A 17492-nucleotide genomic window follows, 5' to 3' on the forward strand; every position below is an offset into this window, starting at 1 on the left:
ATTTCCCTTGATTGTTCTGGTTGGACTTTTGGAAAAAACCCGCAACCGCTCCCGGCGGACGGTCACGAGGCAGCATCGCGCATGATCTCCGTGCGAACGCTTCCGTCGCGCGGAGATCATGCGGCAGTATCGGTCGGCTTCGGTTGACTGAATTGCTTTCGTAACGTGGGCTTGTGGATCTTGCCTGTCGCATTGCGCGGCAGGGCTTCGACAAACTCGATCAGGCGAGGGCATTTGAACCGCGCCAGATTGGCTTGACAATGGGCGTGGATCTCGGCGGGCGCAAGCGAGTGGCCGGGCTTCACCGCGATCACGGCCATGCCGACCTCGCCCCACTGTTCATCGGCGATGCCGATGACGGCCGCTTCTGCAATTGCCGCCAATTGATGCAGCACGCTCTCGACTTCGGCCGGATAGACGTTTTCACCGCCGGAGATGTACATGTCCTTCCAGCGGTCGACGATGTAGTAGAAGCCCTCCTCGTCGATCCGCGTCGCGTCGCCGGTGTGCAGCCAGCCATCGGTGAAGGACGAGGCGTTGGCATCCGGCCTGTTCCAATAGCCGGGCGTGATGTTCGGTCCCTTGACCCAGAGTTCGCCGAGCTCGCCGACGGCGGCATCGGTGCCGTCGGGACGCACGATCCGGACCTCCGTGTGCAGCACCGGCTTGCCGGACGAGCCGGCCTTGCGCGCGGCGTCCTCGCGATCGAGCACCATTACCGCCGGCGAGGTCTCGGTCATGCCATAGCCCTGTTGCAGCGCCACGCCGCGCGCTTCCCAGGTCTTGAGCAGCGGCAGAGGCATCGGCGCGCCGCCGACACCCCCGATGATCAGGCGGCTGAAGTCCGAGGTCGCGAACGCAGGATGCTGCGCCATGAACTGGTAGATCGAGGGCACGCCGAAGAACACGTTGATGCCCTGCGCCGGATCGCTGATCAGCCGCAGCGCCTCGGCTGGATCGAACACGCGCATGATCAGCACGGTGCCACCGGAGTGCAGCACCGGATTGGTGTAGCAATTCAGCCCGCCGGTGTGGAACAGCGGCAGCACCGTGAGCAGCACCGACGACGGCGCGATATAGGCGGGACCGCCGAGATTGACGCAATTCCAGAATGTCATCGCGTGGGTGATGATCGCGCCTTTCGGCTGGCCGGTCGTGCCCGACGTGTACATGATGGTCGAGATGTCATCGAGCATGACTTTCTCGATCTGTTCCAGCGGCTTGGCCGCCGCGATGGCGGCCTCGTAGGAGCCGCCGCGGCCAAGCCTCATCGCCGCGGCGACGTTGCAGAGCTTTGCGACCGCAAGCGCGGTCTCGGCGAGATCGTCGTCGTGAATCATGACGCCAGGTGCTGCGTCGCCGACGATGTAGTTCAGTTCGGGAACTGTGAGGCGGGTGTTGAGCGGCACGAAAATCGCGCCGAGCCGGCCGCAGGCGAATTGCACTTCCAGCGTATCGGTCGTATTGAGCGCCAGCACCGCGACGCGGTCGCCGCGCTCGACCTCGAGTTCGTCGCGCAGATGGCCCGCCAGCCGCGACACCCGCGCGTCGAGCTCGGCATAGGTGAAGCGTCGGCCGCTTGCGAGATCGATGAGCGCGACCTTGTCCGGCGTGCGCCGGCGATGATGGGCGATCCAGTCGTAGTAACGAACCGGCAAATCTTCCTCCTCGTCGACCTGCAGTCTTGCGCCGCCTGGTCCTGGCTCCCTTGATGCCACGAGCAGGCAGTGGAGGGGCCGTATCGAGATACTGTCTTGCGTTTAGTGGCTGGTCCATGGCCCGATCGGGCATCCGCGCTGGCACGGCAGCCACTCGACGCAAGTGAGGCGGGAGGATTCCGGACATCGTCCGGCGCGGGGAATCAATGGAGCGAAGCGGATGGCGAACCCATTCTACACCGGCGAGCACGAGGCGTTTCGCGAGGTGATGCGCCGCTTCGTCGCGAAGGAGATCGAGCCCTATGCCCACCAATGGGACGAAGAGGGCGAATTCCCCCGCGAAATTTACCTGAAGGCGGCCGAGGTCGGGCTGCTGGCCCTCGGCTTCCCCGAGGAGTATGGCGGGGTCGCTGCAGACCAGTTCATGAAAATCGTGGCGTCCCAGGAACTCGCCCGCGCCGGCGCCGGTGGCGTCAGCTCGAGCCTGATGAGCCACACCATCGGCTCGCCGCCGATCGCGCGCGCGGCACGGCCCGAGGTGAAGGCGCGGGTGCTGCCGGAGGTGCTGTCGGGCAGGAAGATTTCGGCGCTAGCGATCACCGAGCCAAGCGGTGGGTCCGATGTTGCGAACCTGCGCACCAGGGCACGGCGCGACGGCGATCATTACATCGTCAGTGGCGAGAAGACCTTCATTACCTCGGGGGTTCGAGCCGACTATATCACCGTTGCGGTGCGCACCGGCGGCGATGGCGCAGGCGGCGTCAGCCTGCTGTTGATCGAGGGTGATACGCCAGGCCTGTCGCGGACCAAGCTGAAGAAGATGGGCTGGTGGGCTTCCGACACCGCAACGCTGCATTTCGACGAGTGCCGCGTGCCGGCCGAAAACCTGATCGGCGAAGAGGGCCAGGGTTTCAAGATCATCATGCAGAACTTCAACAGCGAGCGGATGGGCATGGCGGCGAGCTGCACCGCCTATGCCCGCGTCTGCCTCGACGAGGCGATCGCCTATGCCAAGGAACGCAAGACCTTCGGCAAGCCGATCGCCCAGCACCAGGTGATCCGTCACAAGATCGTCGACATGGCGCAAAGGGTCGCAGCCTCTCAGGCGATGCTCGAGATGCTGGCGTGGCGGCTCGGTCAGGGTGAGAGCCCGGTCGCCGAGATCTGCATGATGAAGAACCAGGCGACGCAGACCATGGCCTACTGCGCCTCCGAGGCGGTACAGATCTTCGGCGGCGCCGGCTTCATGCGCGGCGTCAAGGTCGAGCGCATCTACCGCGAGGTCAAGGTCAACGCGATCGGCGGCGGCACCGAGGAGATCATGAAGGATCTCGCCTCGCGGCAGATGGGGCTGTGATCGCGCCCCCTTTTGGGGCGAGGTGAAAAATGAACGACGAGGGACCAAGATGCTCTTCACCGCCGACCACGACGAACCGCGCCGCATTCTGCAAAAATTCATCGCGGTCGAGATCAATCCTTATGTCGATCAATGGGAGAAGGCCGACATCTTCCCCGCACACGAGCTGTTCAAGAAGCTCGGCGATCTCGGCTTCCTCGGCCTCAACAAGCCGGTCGAATTCGGCGGCCAGGGGCTTGATTATTCCTACGCGGTGATGATGGCCGAGGAGCTGGGGGCCATAACCTGCGGTGGCGTGCCGATGGCGATCGGGGTGCAGACCGACATGGCAACGCCAGCGCTGGCGCGGTTCGGCTCCGACGAGGTCAGGCGCGAATTCCTGGCGCCGGCGATTTCAGGCGACCAGGTCGCCTGCGTCGGCGTCTCCGAGCCCGGCGCCGGCTCCGACGTCGCCTCGATCAAGACGCAGGCCGGCTCCGACGGCGACGACTACGTGATCAATGGCGGCAAGATGTGGATCACCAACGGCACGCAGGCCGACTGGATCTGCCTGCTCGCCAACACCAGCGACGGCCAGGTCCATCGCAACAAGTCGCTGATCTGCGTGCCGATGAAGACCAGGGGCGTGCAGGTCGCGCGAAAGCTCGACAAGCTCGGCATGCGCTCCTCCGACACCGCGCAGATTTTCTTCGACAATGTGCGGGTGCCCAAGCGCAACCGGATCGGCGAGGAAGGCCAGGGCTTCACCTACCAGATGATCCAGTTCCAGGAGGAGCGGTTGTGGGGCGCGGCGGCCTGCCTGAAGGCGCATGAATACATCATCAACGAGACGATCGAATACACGCGCAGTCGCAAGGCATTCGGCGGATCGATCCTCGACAATCAGGTGGTGCACTTCAAGCTCGCGGAGATGCAGACCGAGGTCGAGCTGTTGCGCTCACTGGTCTACCGTGCCGGCGAGGCGCTGGTAGCTGGCGAGGACGTGACACGGCTTGCGACCATGGCAAAACTGAAGGCCGGCCGGTTGGGGCGCGAGCTCACCGACGCTTGCCTGCAATATTGGGGAGGCATGGGCTTCACCAACGAGACGCCAGTCAGCCGCGCCTATCGCGACAGCCGCCTCACCTCGATCGGCGGCGGCGCCGACGAGGTAATGCTGATGGTTTTGTGCAAGATGATGGGCACGCTGCCGGGGCTGAAGCAAAAGGGGAAGGCCTCATGATCACGCTGTATCACTGCGACGCCGCGCGCTCGTTCCGTCCGCTGTGGATGCTGGAGGAACTCGGGCTCCCGTACGAGCTCAAGATGCTGCCGTTCCCGCCGCGGGTCTTTGCCAAGGAGTATCTTGGAATCAATCCGCTCGGCACCATCCCGTTCATGATCGATGGCGAGACGAAGATGACTGAGTCCTCAGGCATCTGCCACTATCTCGGGACCAAATACGGCCCGACGCCGCTGATCGTCGGCGTAGACGAGCCCGCCTATGGATCCTTCCTGAACTGGATGTATTTCTCCGACGCCACGCTGACATTTCCGCAGACGCTGGTGCTACGATACAGCCAGCTCGAACCGGAGGAGCGGCGCAATCCTCAGGTCTCCACCGACTACGCCAAATGGTTCTTCGGACGCCTGCGGGCGGTGGAGGCGGCTGCCGCGAACTCCGAGTTCCTCTGCGCCGGCCGCTTCACCGCCGCCGACATCGCCAACGGCTACGCGCTGCGCCTCGCCAGCAACATCGGCCTTGCCAAGGATTTCGGGCCGAATGTCGCGGCCTATTGGGCCAAGCTGCAGCAGCGCGACGGCTACCGGCGCGCCGTGGCGGCGGAGCAGAAAGCCGGGCTGGAACAGAACGTTGCGCCGCGGGTGCGGCCTTAGCCTTGTGTCGTTCCGGTTTCGCACCTCGAATACGCCCGGAATGAGCCCGGTTGCTACCCGTGACAGCACCCCAATTTGCGCTATGGTAGCCGCTGTCGCAGCGGCCAAAAGAGCCGCGCGCGGAGGAACCTGCCATGGACAATGTCATGGACGTCAAGGTCGTCGACGCGAAGGGTCGCGAGTCCGGCCATCGAATGCTGATCACGCCGGAACGGGTGTTTTACGCCGGGCTGCTCGGCCGCCCGCGCGAGCGCTGCCCCGGGGCATTCCATGTCTATGTCGCAATCCGCGACGGCCTGCATTTGTCCACCGGCGACGGCCGGCAGGCGCATGGTGAACTCGCCGTGACCATGCCCAACATGCGCCACACCATCACCAGCGAATATCGCTCGGCGATCTGCGTCGCGATCGAGCCGGAAAGTGTGCCCGACGGCACGCTGGAGGCGCTCGGCCGCCGCCTGCAAGGCGCCGATGCCGCGGAGTTTGCGAACCGCATCCGCGCCGCTTATGCGACGCTTGCCGAGATGCAATATCGCGACGCGATCTCCAATGCCGAATTCGATATCATGTGCTTCGGCGATGCGCTGCCGCAGCGCGTGCTCGATCCGCGCGTGGTGCGCGCGATCGGCCGGATCGGACGATTCTCCGGCGAGCCGGTGACGGCGGCGAGCTGTTCCACGGAAGCCGGACTGTCACCGTCGCGCTTCCTGCATCTGTTCAAGGAGGAGACCGGAATCTCGTTCCGCTCCTTCCGCGCCTGGAAGCGGGCGCGGCATCTCCTGCACTTCGCCAACCAGGATATCAACCTTGCACACCTGGCACAGGACATCGGCTATCCCGACAGCACTCATTTCAGCCATTCGATCCGCCGCTTCTACGGCTTGAAGCCGCGCGCGATCTTCTCCGGCTCGCGGGATCTGGCGATCTACCGCTCCGGTCAGGCGGTAAGTGAGCCGGCGTTGACGTAACGCCCGGGTGGCAGCTGCTTGCACTCACTCTCCCACAGGGAGAGGCGAAGATTGCTGTTGGTTGCAAGCTTCCAAATTCACAAATTCGCGCCCTGGATCACCTCGCCGAACCGCAGCCAGCCCGCGCCCTCGATCCGCTGCAGTTGAAGCTGCCGCAGCGGATGATGGTTGGTCGGGCTGGTGTTGACGCGGATGCCGGGCAGCAGCGTCGGGACCTCGACATCCTTCAAATTGTTCGCCTGCGCCATGATGTTGTCGCGCGCGAAATTGCCCTTGCATTGCTCGAGTACGATCTTGAGCACCTGCGCCACGGTGTAGGCATAGAGGTTATAGCCTTCCTTCGGATTGCCGTCGGGAAAGTACTTCTCCATGAAAGTCAGGAAAGCCTTCACGCCGGGATCGTTGGCCCAGGCTGGATCGGCGACATCCTTCACATACGCCGACGAGATCGTGCCCTGCGCCTTGTCGAATCCGACCGGCGCAATGGTCGAGGAGATCGAGGCGGCGCCGCTGGCGATGAAGTGCATCGGCTTCCAGCCGAGCTCGTGGATCTTCCGAATCGACTGTGCGGCGAATTTCGCCGTGGTGCCCGAGATCAGAACATCGGGACTGGCGCCGCGCAGTGTGACGATCTGGGAATCGATCGTGGGATCGGTAACTTCGTGGGAAGCCATCACGACCGCGCCCTGAAACTTTTCGCCGAGCACATCCTTGGCCCCGGCGACGAAATCCTTGCCCAGATCGTCGTTCTGGTACAGCACCGCGAATTTGGCATTCGCCTTCTGGCTCAGCGCGTATTTGACGAACACCTGTGCCTCGGTCCGCGCGCTCGGCGCAAAACCCATGGTCCAGGGGTATGTCTTGTAGTCGCCCCATTTATCGCCGTTCACCGACAGGAACAGATGCGGCACTTTCGCGGCGTTGATGTACTTGACCACGGCCGAATTCGGCGCGGTGCCCAGCATGTTGAACAGGAAGGCGACGTTGTCGTTCTCGATCAGGCGCCGCACCTGCTCGACCGTCTTCGCCGGATTGAAGGCATCGTCATAGTAGATGTACTTGATCTGCCGGCCGGCGATGCCGCCCTGCTCGTTCAGCATCCTGAAATAGGCTTCCTGGCAGCGCGCCTGAACGCCGAGCGCGGACACCGGGCCGCTGAGCGAAGTGGTGCTGCCGATCCTGATCTCGGTAGCGGTGACTCCCGGCGTATCCTCGGCCCGGGAGGGGCGGAGACCTGCGAATGCGGAGAGGGCGACGCTGGTCGTGCCCGAGAGCAAAGCCCGCCGGTTGATCGAAACCATGACGTCCTCTCCGCGATATTGGCCCGTTGTTCCGGGTTTTTTGCTTGCCGCAAAGCTAGCGCGACGCGCGGCTCTCCGTCTTGCGTTAACCGGCTGGCGGCGTGGTGCCACGTGAGGGCGCAAGCCTAGCCAGTCAACGCAAGATGGCGTGGCCGCAAATCTCACATCATGGAAAATCATGCGGCGCCTGTGCACCGCAACCGGGACCCATTTGATGAGCGACAAGGCTGTCATCACCTGCGCGCTGAACGGCGTGCTCACCGATCCGAAGCAGCACAACGTTCCGGTAACCCCGGAACAGATGGCGCGTGAGGCCAAGGCCGCGTTCAATGCCGGCGCCAGCATCATGCACATCCATCTGCGCCAGCAGGAGCCGGACCAGGGCCACTTGCCGTCATGGGACGTCAGCGTCAGCAGGGAAATCCAGCAGGCGATCCGCGAGGCCTGCCCCGGCGTCATCATCAATCACACCACGGGCACCTCGGGCCCGAATTACCAGGGCGCATTGAACTGCGTTCGCGAGACCAAGCCCGAAATTGCGGCCTGCAACGCCGGCTCGCTGAATTATCTGAAAGTGAAGGCCGACAACACCTGGGCCTGGCCGCCGATGATGTTCGATAACGCGGTCGAGAAGGTGCAGGATTATCTCGATGTGATGGAAGAGGTCGGCACGATCCCCGAATTCGAATGCTTCGATGTCGGCATTGTGCGCTGCGTCGGCATGTACCGGCAGACCCGCATGTATTCCGGCCCACTCGAATATAATTTCGTGATGGGCGTGGCCTCGGGCATGCCGGCCGATCCCGAACTGCTGCCGATCCTGCTGAAGCTCAAGGTGCCGGAAGCGCATTGGCAGGTCACCGCGATCGGCCGAGCCGAGATCTGGCCCTTGCACCAGCGTGCCGCCGACCTGGGCGGGCACCTGCGCAGCGGACTGGAGGACACGTTCTATCTCGGCGACGGCACCAAGGTGACGTCCAACGGGCAACTGGTCGAAGCACTCGCGGCCTGCGCACGGCGCGCGGGGCGCGAGGTCGCAAGCCCGGCGGAAGCGCGAACAATTTTTGGGGTCAGGCACTAACGCCAGACCAACCGTCATTGCGAGTTAGGGCGAAAGCAATCCATAGAACCACGCCGAATGGCTGCATGGACGACTTCGCCGCTTAACCCCTCGCAATGACGGACGAGGAGGACATGCATGGATATTCTCGCAGCAACCGGCGGCGTGACCGGGCCGGGCCGCATCGGGCGGGTTGCAATCGGCGACCTGCTCAAGCGCGCTGCTCGGCGGTTTCCGGATCGGATTGCGCTGACCGACGGTGATAACCGCGTCAGCTTCACCGAGCTCGAACGCGACGCCAACCGTTTCGCCAACTATCTGGTGGAGCACGGACTGAAACCGGGTGAGAAGATCTCGACGATCTGCAACAATTCGGTCGAGTTCGTCAAAGCGCTGTTCGGCATCCACCGCGCCGGCCTCGTCTGGGTACCGATCAACACCATGCTCGGCCCATCGGACATGGATTACATCCTCGGCCACGCGGAGGTGCGCTTTGCGATCATCGACGATAATCTGCATGCCCAGGCCGAACGCCGCGCCGCGCTGGAAGCGCGCGGGATGGAGATGATCGCGATCGACCTGACCGGCAATATCGGCAAGACCGGGCTACAGAACTTCAACGATCTGTTGCAAGGCCAGTCCGATATCGAGCCCGAGATCGAGATCAATGACCGCGATCTCGCGATGATCATCTACACCTCGGGCACCACCTCGCGGCCGAAGGGTGCGATGCACTGCCACCTTGCCGTGGTGATGGCCGTGATGAGCAACTGCATCGAGATGCAGCTCTGCCGCGATGACGGCATTACCGGACAATTCCCGCTGTTCCACTGTGCCGGCCATGTGCTGTTGCTGAGCTATCTCTCGGTCGGCGGCCGCATGGCGCTGATGCGCGGCTTCGACCCGGTCGTCTGCATGGAGGCGATCGTTCGTGACGGGCTTACGGTGTTCGTCGGGCTGTCGCTGATGTACCAGGCAATCCTCGATCACCCGCGCCGCCGCGAATATGACCTCTCTGGGTTGCGCTGCTGCATCTACACCATGGCGCCGATGGGCAAGCCGCTGCTGGAGCGCGCCATCGCCGATCTCTGTCCGAACTTCGTGCTGTCGAGCGGCCAAACCGAGATGTACCCGGCCACCACGATGTCGCGGCCGGAGGTGCAGCTCAACCGCTTCGGTAACTACTGGGGTGAGTCGCTGATCGTCAACGAGACCGCGATCATGGACGACAATGGCAATCTATTGCCGCGCGGTGAGGTCGGCGAACTCGTGCATCGCGGGCCCAATGTGATGATGGGCTATTACAAGGACCCCAAAGCGACCGAAGAGGCACGCAAGTTCGGCTGGCATCATACCGGCGACCTCGCTCTCATCGACGAGAATGGCGAGGTGCTGTTCCTCGACCGCAAGAAGGACATGATCAAGTCCGGCGGCGAGAATGTAGCTTCCGTCAGGATCGAGGAGACGCTGCTTGCGCATCCCGCGGTGCAGAACGCCGCCGTGGTCGGCCTGCCGCATCCGCAATGGGGCGAGGCGGTCTCCGCCTTCGTCAAGCTCAAGCCAGGCGCTGTCGCGGACGAAGCGGCGATCGAGGCGCATTGCCGCAAGCATCTTGGCGGCTTCCAAATACCGAAGCTGGTGAGGATCCTCGAAGAGATGCCGATGACCGCCACCGGCAAGCTGCGCAAGGTCGAGCTGCGGCAGAAATATAGCGAGTATTTCGCGGAGCGCGCCTAGTGGCCGTCATCGAAAACACGATCGCCACCGGCAGCGCGACCTTCCAGGCCAATCGCGAGGGCATGCTCGCCTTGATTTCGCGCGTCCGCGCGCTGGAAGAGCGGACCCGAGTTGCCTCGGCCGCGGCGAAACAGCGCTTCCACAGCCGCAGGCAGCTACTGCCGCGCGAGCGCGTCGCGCTGGTGCTCGATCCCGGTTCGCCGTTCCTCGAACTGTCGACGTTGACCGGATACATGTTCGATGTGCCCGATGCGGACAAGAGCGTACCGGGCGGCGGCGTGATCGCCGGCATCGGCTTCGTCTCCGGCATCCGCTGCATGGTCAGCGCCAATGACGCCGGCATCGATGCCGGGGCGTTGCAACCCTACGGCCTCGACAAGACGCTGCGGGTGCAGGAGCTCGCGCTCGAGAACAAGCTGCCCTACGTGCAACTCGTCGAGAGCGCCGGCGCCAATCTCCTGCGCTACCGCGTCGAGGACTTTGTTCGTGGCGGCAACATCTTCCGTAATCTGGCGCGGCTGTCGGCAGCTGGGCTCCCCGTTATCACGGTGACGCATGGCTCCTCAACGGCCGGCGGCGCCTATCAGACGGGCTTGTCCGATTACATCGTGATGGTACGCGGCCGCACCCGCGCGTTCCTGGCCGGGCCGCCGCTCTTGAAGGCTGCGACGGGCGAAATCGCGACGGAGGAAGAACTCGGTGGCGCCGAGATGCACACGTCGATCTCCGGCCTCGGCGATTACCTCGCGGAAGACGACAGGGATGCTCTGCGGATCGCGCGCGACATCATGGCCAAACTGCCATGGGACCGGCCGACACCCGAGCAAGCCGCGTTCAAGCCGCCGCGCTATGACCCGGACGAACTGCTCGGCATCATGCCGATGGATCACAAACGGCCTGTCGACATGCGTCAGGCGATCGCCCGCTTCATCGACGATTCCGATTTCGCCGAGTTTGGCGCGAACTACGGACCGGCCACGATCTGCGGCCATGCCCGCATCGAGGGACAGGCAATCGGCATCATCACCAACAACGGCCCACTCGACGTGCCCGGCGCCAACAAGGCGACGCACTTCATCCAGGCCTGCTGCCAGTCGCGTACGCCGCTGTTCTACATGAACAACACCACCGGTTACATGGTGGGCAAGGCCTATGAAGAGGCCGGCATGATCAAGCACGGCTCGAAGATGATCCAGGCGGTGACCTCGGCGACCGTACCGCAGATCACGATCTACTGCGGCGCTTCCTTCGGCGCCGGCAATTACGGAATGTGCGGCCGCGGCTTCCATCCACGCTTCTGCTTCTCCTGGCCGAACGCCAAGACCGCCGTGATGGGGGGCGAGCAGGCCGCCGAGACCATGGCGATCGTGACGGAAGCCGCCGCCGCACGACGGGGCAGGCCGATCGAGAGGGAGAAACTGGAGGCCATGAAGGCGGAGATCACCGGCGTGTTCGACGGCCAGATGGACGTGTTCGCGACGAGTGCGCGCGTGCTCGACGATGGCGTGATCGATCCGCGCGACACCCGCAGCGTGCTTTCGGAAGTGCTGGCGGTCTGCCGGGAGGCCGAGGCGAGGACGCCGCAGCGCATGCAGTTCTCGGTGGCGCGGCCATGAACGCTTTGGCCCAGAGGTGCACGCCGTTCCACAAGATCCTGATCGCCAACCGAGGCGAGATCGCATTGCGCATCATGCGTACGGCGCGACGGCTCGGGCTTGGCGTGGTCGCGGTCTATTCGGACGCCGACTGCGATGCGCTGCATGTGCGAGAGGCCGACCAGGCGGTGCGGATCGGCGGGGCGCTGCCGGCGCAATCTTACCTGAAGGTCGACGCGATCATCGCTGCCGCCAAGGCGAGCGGCGCCGGCGCGGTGCATCCAGGCTACGGTTTCCTCGCCGAAAACGAGGATTTCGCACAGGCCTGCCGTGACGCCGGGCTCGTGTTCATCGGCCCGTCGCCGGAGGCGATCCGCGCGATGGGCAACAAGGCCGGTGCCAAGGACGTCATGCGAGAGGCCGGCGTCCCCTGCGTTCCCGGCTACCAGGGCGCCGACCAGGGCGATGCCACGTTGCTGGCCGAAGCGAAGGCGATCGGCTTCCCTGTGATGATCAAGGCGGTGGCCGGCGGCGGCGGGCGCGGCATGCGGCTGGTCGCGGACGCAGCCGGCTTTGGCGATGCACTGCGCGGCGCGCGATCGGAGGCACAGGGCGCATTCGGCGATCCAACGGTCATTCTTGAGCGTGCGATCGTCGATCCCAGGCATATCGAGATCCAGGTGTTCGGCGACCGTTACGGCAATGCCATCCATCTCGGTGAGCGCGACTGCTCGGTGCAGCGGCGGCACCAGAAGCTGATCGAGGAGGCGCCGTCGCCCGCCGTCTCGGCGGAGTTGCGCGCGCGGATCGGCGCGGTTGCCGTGCAGGCGGTGAAGGCGCTTGGCTATGAAGGCGCCGGAACGCTGGAATTCCTGCTCGATCGCGACGGCCATTTCTATTTCATGGAGATGAACACGCGGCTGCAGGTCGAGCACCCCGTCACCGAGGCGATCACCGGGCTCGATCTGGTCGAGCTCCAGCTCCGCCTTGCGGGCGGCGAACCGCTGCCGCTCCAGCAGGACGACATCACATTCTCAGGCCACGCGATCGAGGTGCGGCTCTGTTCAGAGGATGCCGCGCATGATTTCATGCCGCAGTCAGGCACGATGGTGCTGTGGCAGATGCCGGCCAACATCCGCGTCGAGCACGCGCTGCGGTCCGGCGCCGAGATACCTCCGTTCTATGATTCGATGATCGCAAAGATCATCGGCCACGGCACGACGCGCGACGAGGCACGGAGCAGGCTGATCTGCGCTCTGGAGCAGGTCACAGCCTTCGGCGTCACCACCAACCAGGGCTTCTTGATCGATTGCCTGCGTCATCCCGCCTTTGCCAAGGGGGAGGCGACCACCGCCTTCATCGACCAGAACCGCGAGGCGCTGCTCGCGCCGCGCGCCGGCGAGGGAACGAATCTGGCACTTGCGGCGCTGTTGCTCTACGTAACCAATCTTCACGCGCCGCCGTGGAAGCGCGGGCGGTCGCTCGCTGGCACCTTCCCGCTCGGATTGCGGATCGATCTCGGCCACGGTCTGCAGGAGATCGACATTGTCCGCGAGCGCGACGGCGGCTACGTCACCTCGCGCAATGGCGACGGCTACAGATTCGAGATCGACGAACTCGACCGCGATTTCATCCGATACCACCACAATGGGCTTATGGAATCAGCGCGATATTCTCGCGATGGCGATCGTCTTTACGTCCAGCATCGCGGCGTCACGCTGTCGGTCCGCGACCTCACGCTCGCGCCGCCGCAAAGCGCAGTGGCTGCCGGTGGCGACGGCAAGGTTCGCGCCGCCATGAATGGCCGGGTCGTTGCACTGCTGGTGAAAGCCGGCGACAAGGTCGCTGCCGGCCAGCCGGTGATGACACTGGAAGCGATGAAGATGGAGCATGTGCACACCGCGGGCGTCGCCGGCACCGTGTCGGCCATCGACGTCGCCGAGGGTGAGCAGGTGACGACGGGGAAGATCGTGGTGGAGATAGAGGCGGCCGCATAAAGACCGTCGTTCCGGCCTTCGCCAGGTGCGACAGCAACTTATTCCGCTCTTCCCGTCCCGTCGTTCAGCCAGCACGCGACCTGATGCCCGGCACCCGCGTCCTTCAGCGCCGGGCGTTCGGTCTTGCAGCGGTCGATCGCATAGCGGCAGCGGGTGTGGAAAGCGCAGCCGGAAGGCGGGTTGATCGGGCTTGGCACATCGCCGTCGATCAAGGGCGTCAGCCGCTGCGCCTTGGGATCGGCGATCGGGACCGAGGCGAGCAGCGCTTGCGTATAGGGATGGCGGGGATTGGCGAACAGCTCGTCCTTGTCGGATACCTCGACAATGCGACCGAGATACATCACGGCGACCCGATGGCTGATATGGGCAACCACGGCGAGATCGTGCGCGATGAAGAGATAGGAAAAATTCTGCTTGCGCTGCAGGTCGATCAACAGATTGATCACCTGCGCCTGGATCGATACGTCGAGCGCGGAGACAGGCTCGTCGCAGACGATCAGGCTCGGCCCGAGCGACAGCGCCCGCGCGATGCAGATGCGCTGGCGCTGGCCGCCGGAGAACTGATGCGGAAAATTCTTCATCTGGTCAGGCCGCAAGCCCACCTGCTGGAACAGTTCCGCGACGCGCTCCTGCTTCTTCGCACCCGCCGCAAGGCCGTGCACGCTCAACGGCTCGCCGACAATGTCGCCGGCGGTCATGCGTGGATTCAGCGAAGCGAACGGGTCCTGGAACACGATCTGCATCGAGCGGCGATGCGGCCGCAGCGCCGCCTTGCTCAGCGGCGCGATGTCCTGGCCGTTCAGCCTGATCGCGCCGCTGGTCGGCTCGACCAGGCGCAGCACCGTACGCGCTACCGTCGACTTACCGCAACCGGATTCGCCGACGAGCCCAAGTGTCTCGCCCGCGCCGAGCGAGAAGCTGACACCGTCAACGGCATGCACCGTGCCGATCTGCCGGCGCAGGATGCCGCCGCGCACCGCATAGTGCTTGACGAGGTCGGTGACCTCCAGCAGCGGACGTTGCCCGGTCATGGCGCCCCCACCGGTTCGCCGGCGCGCCAGCACGCCGCCCAATGGTTGGCGCCGACCTCCTCGAGGGGTGGAAACTCCTGGCGGCAGCGATCGATCGCTAGCTTGCAGCGCGGCGCGAAGGCGCAACCGGGCGGCAGTCGTGTCAACGACGGCACCATGCCTGGAATCTCCGTCAAGCGCGTGTCGGTCTTTGCGCCGCGCGCAATCACGGCCGGCATCGACGCCATCAGCCCGCGCGTATAGGGATGAAGCGGGTTGTCGAACAACTCCTCGACGGTCGCCTCCTCGACCTTCTTGCCGGCATACATCACGATCACGCGCTGCGCGGTCTGCGCGACCACGCCGAGATCGTGCGTGATCAGGATCAGTCCGGTGCCGAGACGCTTCTGCAAGTCCACGATCAGCGCGAGAATCTGCGCCTGGATGGTGACATCGAGCGCGGTGGTCGGCTCGTCCGCGATCAACAGCACCGGCCGGCAGGCCAGCGCCATCGCGATCATGGCGCGCTGGCGCATTCCGCCGGAGAGCTGATGCGGATATTCATGCGCGCGCCGTTCCGGTTCCGGGATGCGCACGAGGCGCAGCATGTCGACGGCCTGCTTCCAGGCCTCCTTGTGGCTCACCTTCTGGTGCAGGCGGACCGCCTCGATGATCTGGTCGCCGATCCGCATCACCGGATTGAGCGAAGTCATCGGCTCCTGGAAGATCATGGAGATACGGTTTCCCCGGATGTCCCGCATCTCGGCATCGTCGAGCGCGAGCAGGTCGGTGCCCTCGAGCTTCACCGAGCCGCCGACGATGCGGCCGGGCGGATCGGGCACCAGGCGCATGATCGACAGCGCGCTCACGCTCTTGCCGCAACCGGATTCACCCACGATCGCCAGCGTCTCGCCGCGGCGGACCGAGAACGAGACGTCGTCGACGGCGCGGAACAGGCCAGAATTGGTGAAAAACACCGTCTGCAGGTTCTTCACATCGAGAACCGTCTCTGCCGTATCAGCCTCGCTCATCAGCCGCGCTGCCTTGGATCGAGGATGTCGCGGAGCGCATCGCCGAACAGATTGGTGCCGAACACCGCGAGGCTGATTGCGATGCCGGGGAAGATCACGAGCCAGGGCGCAGTGCGGACATATTCCGCCGCCGATTCCGACAGCATCCGGCCCCAGGACGGGTAAGGTTCGGGGATTCCGAGCCCGAGGAACGACAGCGATGCCTCGGTCAGGATGGTCGAGCCGAGTTGCGCGGTGGCGAGCACGATCAGCGGCGCCATCGTGTTGGGCAGCACGTGGCGGAGCGCGATCCGCATCTCGCTCATGCCGATCGACTTGGCCGCCTCGACGAATGGCTGCTCGCGCAGCGCCAGCGTGTTGGCGCGGATCACGCGGGCGACGGTGGGAATCAGCGGGATCGCGATCGCGACGATCACGTTCGGCAGCGACGGTCCGAGTGCCGCGGTCATCACCAGCGCCAGCACCAGGAGCGGCAGTGACTGCAGCATGTCGGTGATCCGCTGGAACACCAGATCGACCCAGCCGGAGAGGTAGCCCGAGGCAAGGCCTACGATGACGCCGAGCGTCGCTCCCAGCGTCGTCGAGCCGATGCCGACGGCGAGCGAAATCCGCGAACCGTGGATGATGCGGCTCCACACATCGCGTCCGAACGAATCGGTCCCGAACCAGTGCAGTGCAGAGGGCGCCGCAAGACGATGCGCGGAATCGACGCTGAGCGGATCGTAGCGGCAGATCAGGTCGGCCGAGGCGGCCATCCACACGAACAGCAGCATGATGATCAGGCCGATCGTGCCGAGCATGTAGCGCTGCGCGAGGAAGGCGAGCCGCCGCCACCCGCCGGTGGCGTTAGCCCCGGCGCGGCGCAGTTCGCTCTCGAAATTGATGGTCGCCATCAGGTTAATCTCCGTACCTGATGCGCGGATCAATTGCGGCGTAGAGCATGTCGACCGTGAAGTTCACGACCACCACGACGACGGCGATGAACATCACGAGGTTCTGCACGATCGGATAGTCGCGCCAGCGCAGCGCCTCGACCAGGAAGCGCGCGATGCCGGGGATGTTGAACACGGTCTCGGTCACGATCAATCCGCCGATCAGGAACGCCGCCTCGATGCCGATCACGGTAATCACGGGCAGCACCGCGTTCTTCAGCGCGTGGTGATAATTCACGGAAGTCTCGGACGCGCCTTTGGCGCGCGCGGTGCGGATATAGTCTTGACGCAGGATCTCCAGCATCGAGGATCTGGTGATGCGCATCGTCAGCGCCGCGCTGCGGAAGCCGACGGCCATTGCCGGCACGGCATAAATCGCGAACGCCTCCATCCATGTCTTCGGATTCGGATTGAAGATCGGCATGGTGCCGAACATCGAGACCGAGGCCATCAGGATCAAAAGGCCGAGCCAGAATGACGGCAGCGACAGTCCGCTGAGGCTGACGACGCGCAGCACGTAGTCGAGCCGCGAGCCCTGATGCACCGCGCTCAGCACGCCGAGCGGAATTCCGATCGACGCCGAGAACAGCAGCGCCAGCCCCGCGAGCCGCGCGGTGATCGGGATGCGCGGAAGGATTTCGTCCAGCGCCGGCTTCTCGGAAACGTAGGAATAGCCGAGGTCGCCGCGCAACAGCCCGCCGATCCAGTGCAAATACTGAATGACGATCGGCTGGCTCAGACCCAACTCTTTCTCGAGGTTGGCCTTGTCAGCGGGATCGACGAAGCCCGCGGCGTCGAACAGGATGTCAACGATATTGCCGGGTACGACGCGCAGCAACACGAAGATGATGACCGAGATCCCAAACAGGGTCAGGAGCATCAGGAACAGGCGCCGGACGATATAGGCAAACACCCTGGCTCTCTCCCTTCGTCTTCGCGTTACGGGATGATGTCTGCTCGAGTTGCCATCA

Annotated in this window: 14 protein-coding genes; 8 read left to right on the forward strand and 6 right to left on the reverse strand. The window is 64.3% G+C overall.

Annotated features, from left to right (window positions below; translation table 11 throughout):
• Positions 1 to 116: 116 nt before the first annotated feature.
• Positions 117 to 1658, reverse strand: coding sequence for a long-chain fatty acid--CoA ligase (locus JQ553_RS20850; protein ID WP_212501870.1), 1542 nt, complete (start codon positions 1656 to 1658; stop codon positions 117 to 119).
• 220 nt (positions 1659 to 1878) lie between these two features.
• On the opposite strand from JQ553_RS20850, the gene JQ553_RS20855 reads away from it, so the two are divergent.
• The 4 genes from JQ553_RS20855 (at position 1879) to JQ553_RS20870 (ending at position 5858) form a co-directional block, all read left to right on the forward strand.
• Complete coding sequence (locus JQ553_RS20855) at positions 1879 to 3015, forward strand: acyl-CoA dehydrogenase family protein (RefSeq protein ID WP_212501871.1); 1137 nt, start codon at positions 1879 to 1881, stop codon at positions 3013 to 3015.
• 49 nt (positions 3016 to 3064) lie between these two features.
• Complete coding sequence (locus JQ553_RS20860) at positions 3065 to 4237, forward strand: acyl-CoA dehydrogenase family protein (RefSeq protein WP_212501872.1); 1173 nt, start codon at positions 3065 to 3067, stop codon at positions 4235 to 4237.
• Positions 4234 to 4890 (forward strand): glutathione S-transferase family protein, encoded by a 657-nt coding sequence (locus JQ553_RS20865; RefSeq protein WP_212501873.1) that lies wholly within the window; start codon positions 4234 to 4236, stop codon positions 4888 to 4890. Before JQ553_RS20860 ends, JQ553_RS20865 begins: the two co-directional genes overlap by 4 nt.
• A 134-nt stretch (positions 4891 to 5024) precedes the next feature.
• On the forward strand, positions 5025 to 5858 hold the full coding sequence (locus tag JQ553_RS20870; protein ID WP_212501874.1) for a helix-turn-helix domain-containing protein: 834 nt from the start codon (positions 5025 to 5027) through the stop codon (positions 5856 to 5858).
• Between the two features lie 77 nt (positions 5859 to 5935).
• On the opposite strand, the gene JQ553_RS20875 is transcribed toward JQ553_RS20870, so the two are convergent.
• Entirely contained in the window at positions 5936 to 7159 is a 1224-nt protein-coding gene (locus tag JQ553_RS20875) for an ABC transporter substrate-binding protein (protein WP_212501875.1), read from the reverse strand.
• A gap of 214 nt (positions 7160 to 7373) precedes the next feature.
• On the opposite strand from JQ553_RS20875, the gene JQ553_RS20880 reads away from it, so the two are divergent.
• The 4 genes from JQ553_RS20880 to JQ553_RS20895 all read left to right on the forward strand — a co-directional run bounded on the left by JQ553_RS20880 (position 7374) and on the right by JQ553_RS20895 (position 13548).
• Positions 7374 to 8240 (forward strand): 3-keto-5-aminohexanoate cleavage protein, encoded by an 867-nt coding sequence (locus JQ553_RS20880; protein ID WP_212501876.1) that lies wholly within the window; start codon positions 7374 to 7376, stop codon positions 8238 to 8240.
• A 117-nt stretch (positions 8241 to 8357) separates the two neighbouring features.
• A complete protein-coding gene (locus JQ553_RS20885) occupies positions 8358 to 9956 on the forward strand; it encodes an AMP-binding protein (RefSeq protein ID WP_212501877.1) in 1599 nt (532 codons plus the stop codon).
• Positions 9956 to 11572, forward strand: coding sequence for a carboxyl transferase domain-containing protein (locus tag JQ553_RS20890; RefSeq protein ID WP_212501878.1), 1617 nt, complete (start codon positions 9956 to 9958; stop codon positions 11570 to 11572). Before JQ553_RS20885 ends, JQ553_RS20890 begins: the two co-directional genes overlap by 1 nt.
• Entirely contained in the window at positions 11569 to 13548 is a 1980-nt protein-coding gene (locus JQ553_RS20895; protein WP_212501879.1) for an acetyl-CoA carboxylase biotin carboxylase subunit, read from the forward strand. The genes JQ553_RS20890 and JQ553_RS20895 overlap by 4 nt, the downstream gene beginning before the upstream one ends.
• Before the next feature lie 38 nt (positions 13549 to 13586).
• Here JQ553_RS20895 and JQ553_RS20900 read toward each other — a convergent pair whose 3' ends face one another.
• The 4 genes from JQ553_RS20900 to JQ553_RS20915 are packed head-to-tail and all read right to left on the reverse strand — an operon-like array spanning position 13587 to position 17434.
• On the reverse strand, positions 13587 to 14579 hold the full coding sequence (locus JQ553_RS20900) for an ABC transporter ATP-binding protein (RefSeq protein WP_212501880.1): 993 nt from the start codon (positions 14577 to 14579) through the stop codon (positions 13587 to 13589).
• A complete protein-coding gene (locus tag JQ553_RS20905) occupies positions 14576 to 15589 on the reverse strand; it encodes an ABC transporter ATP-binding protein (protein ID WP_212501881.1) in 1014 nt (337 codons plus the stop codon). The genes JQ553_RS20900 and JQ553_RS20905 overlap by 4 nt, the downstream gene beginning before the upstream one ends.
• Entirely contained in the window at positions 15589 to 16482 is an 894-nt protein-coding gene (locus JQ553_RS20910; protein WP_212501882.1) for an ABC transporter permease, read from the reverse strand. The genes JQ553_RS20905 and JQ553_RS20910 overlap by 1 nt, the downstream gene beginning before the upstream one ends.
• A gap of 4 nt (positions 16483 to 16486) precedes the next feature.
• A complete protein-coding gene (locus tag JQ553_RS20915) occupies positions 16487 to 17434 on the reverse strand; it encodes an ABC transporter permease (protein WP_212501883.1) in 948 nt (315 codons plus the stop codon).
• Between the last annotated feature and the right edge of the window lie 58 nt (positions 17435 to 17492).

Source organism: Bradyrhizobium lablabi, from assembly GCF_018131005.1.
GTDB lineage: Bacteria > Pseudomonadota > Alphaproteobacteria > Rhizobiales > Xanthobacteraceae > Bradyrhizobium > Bradyrhizobium lablabi_D.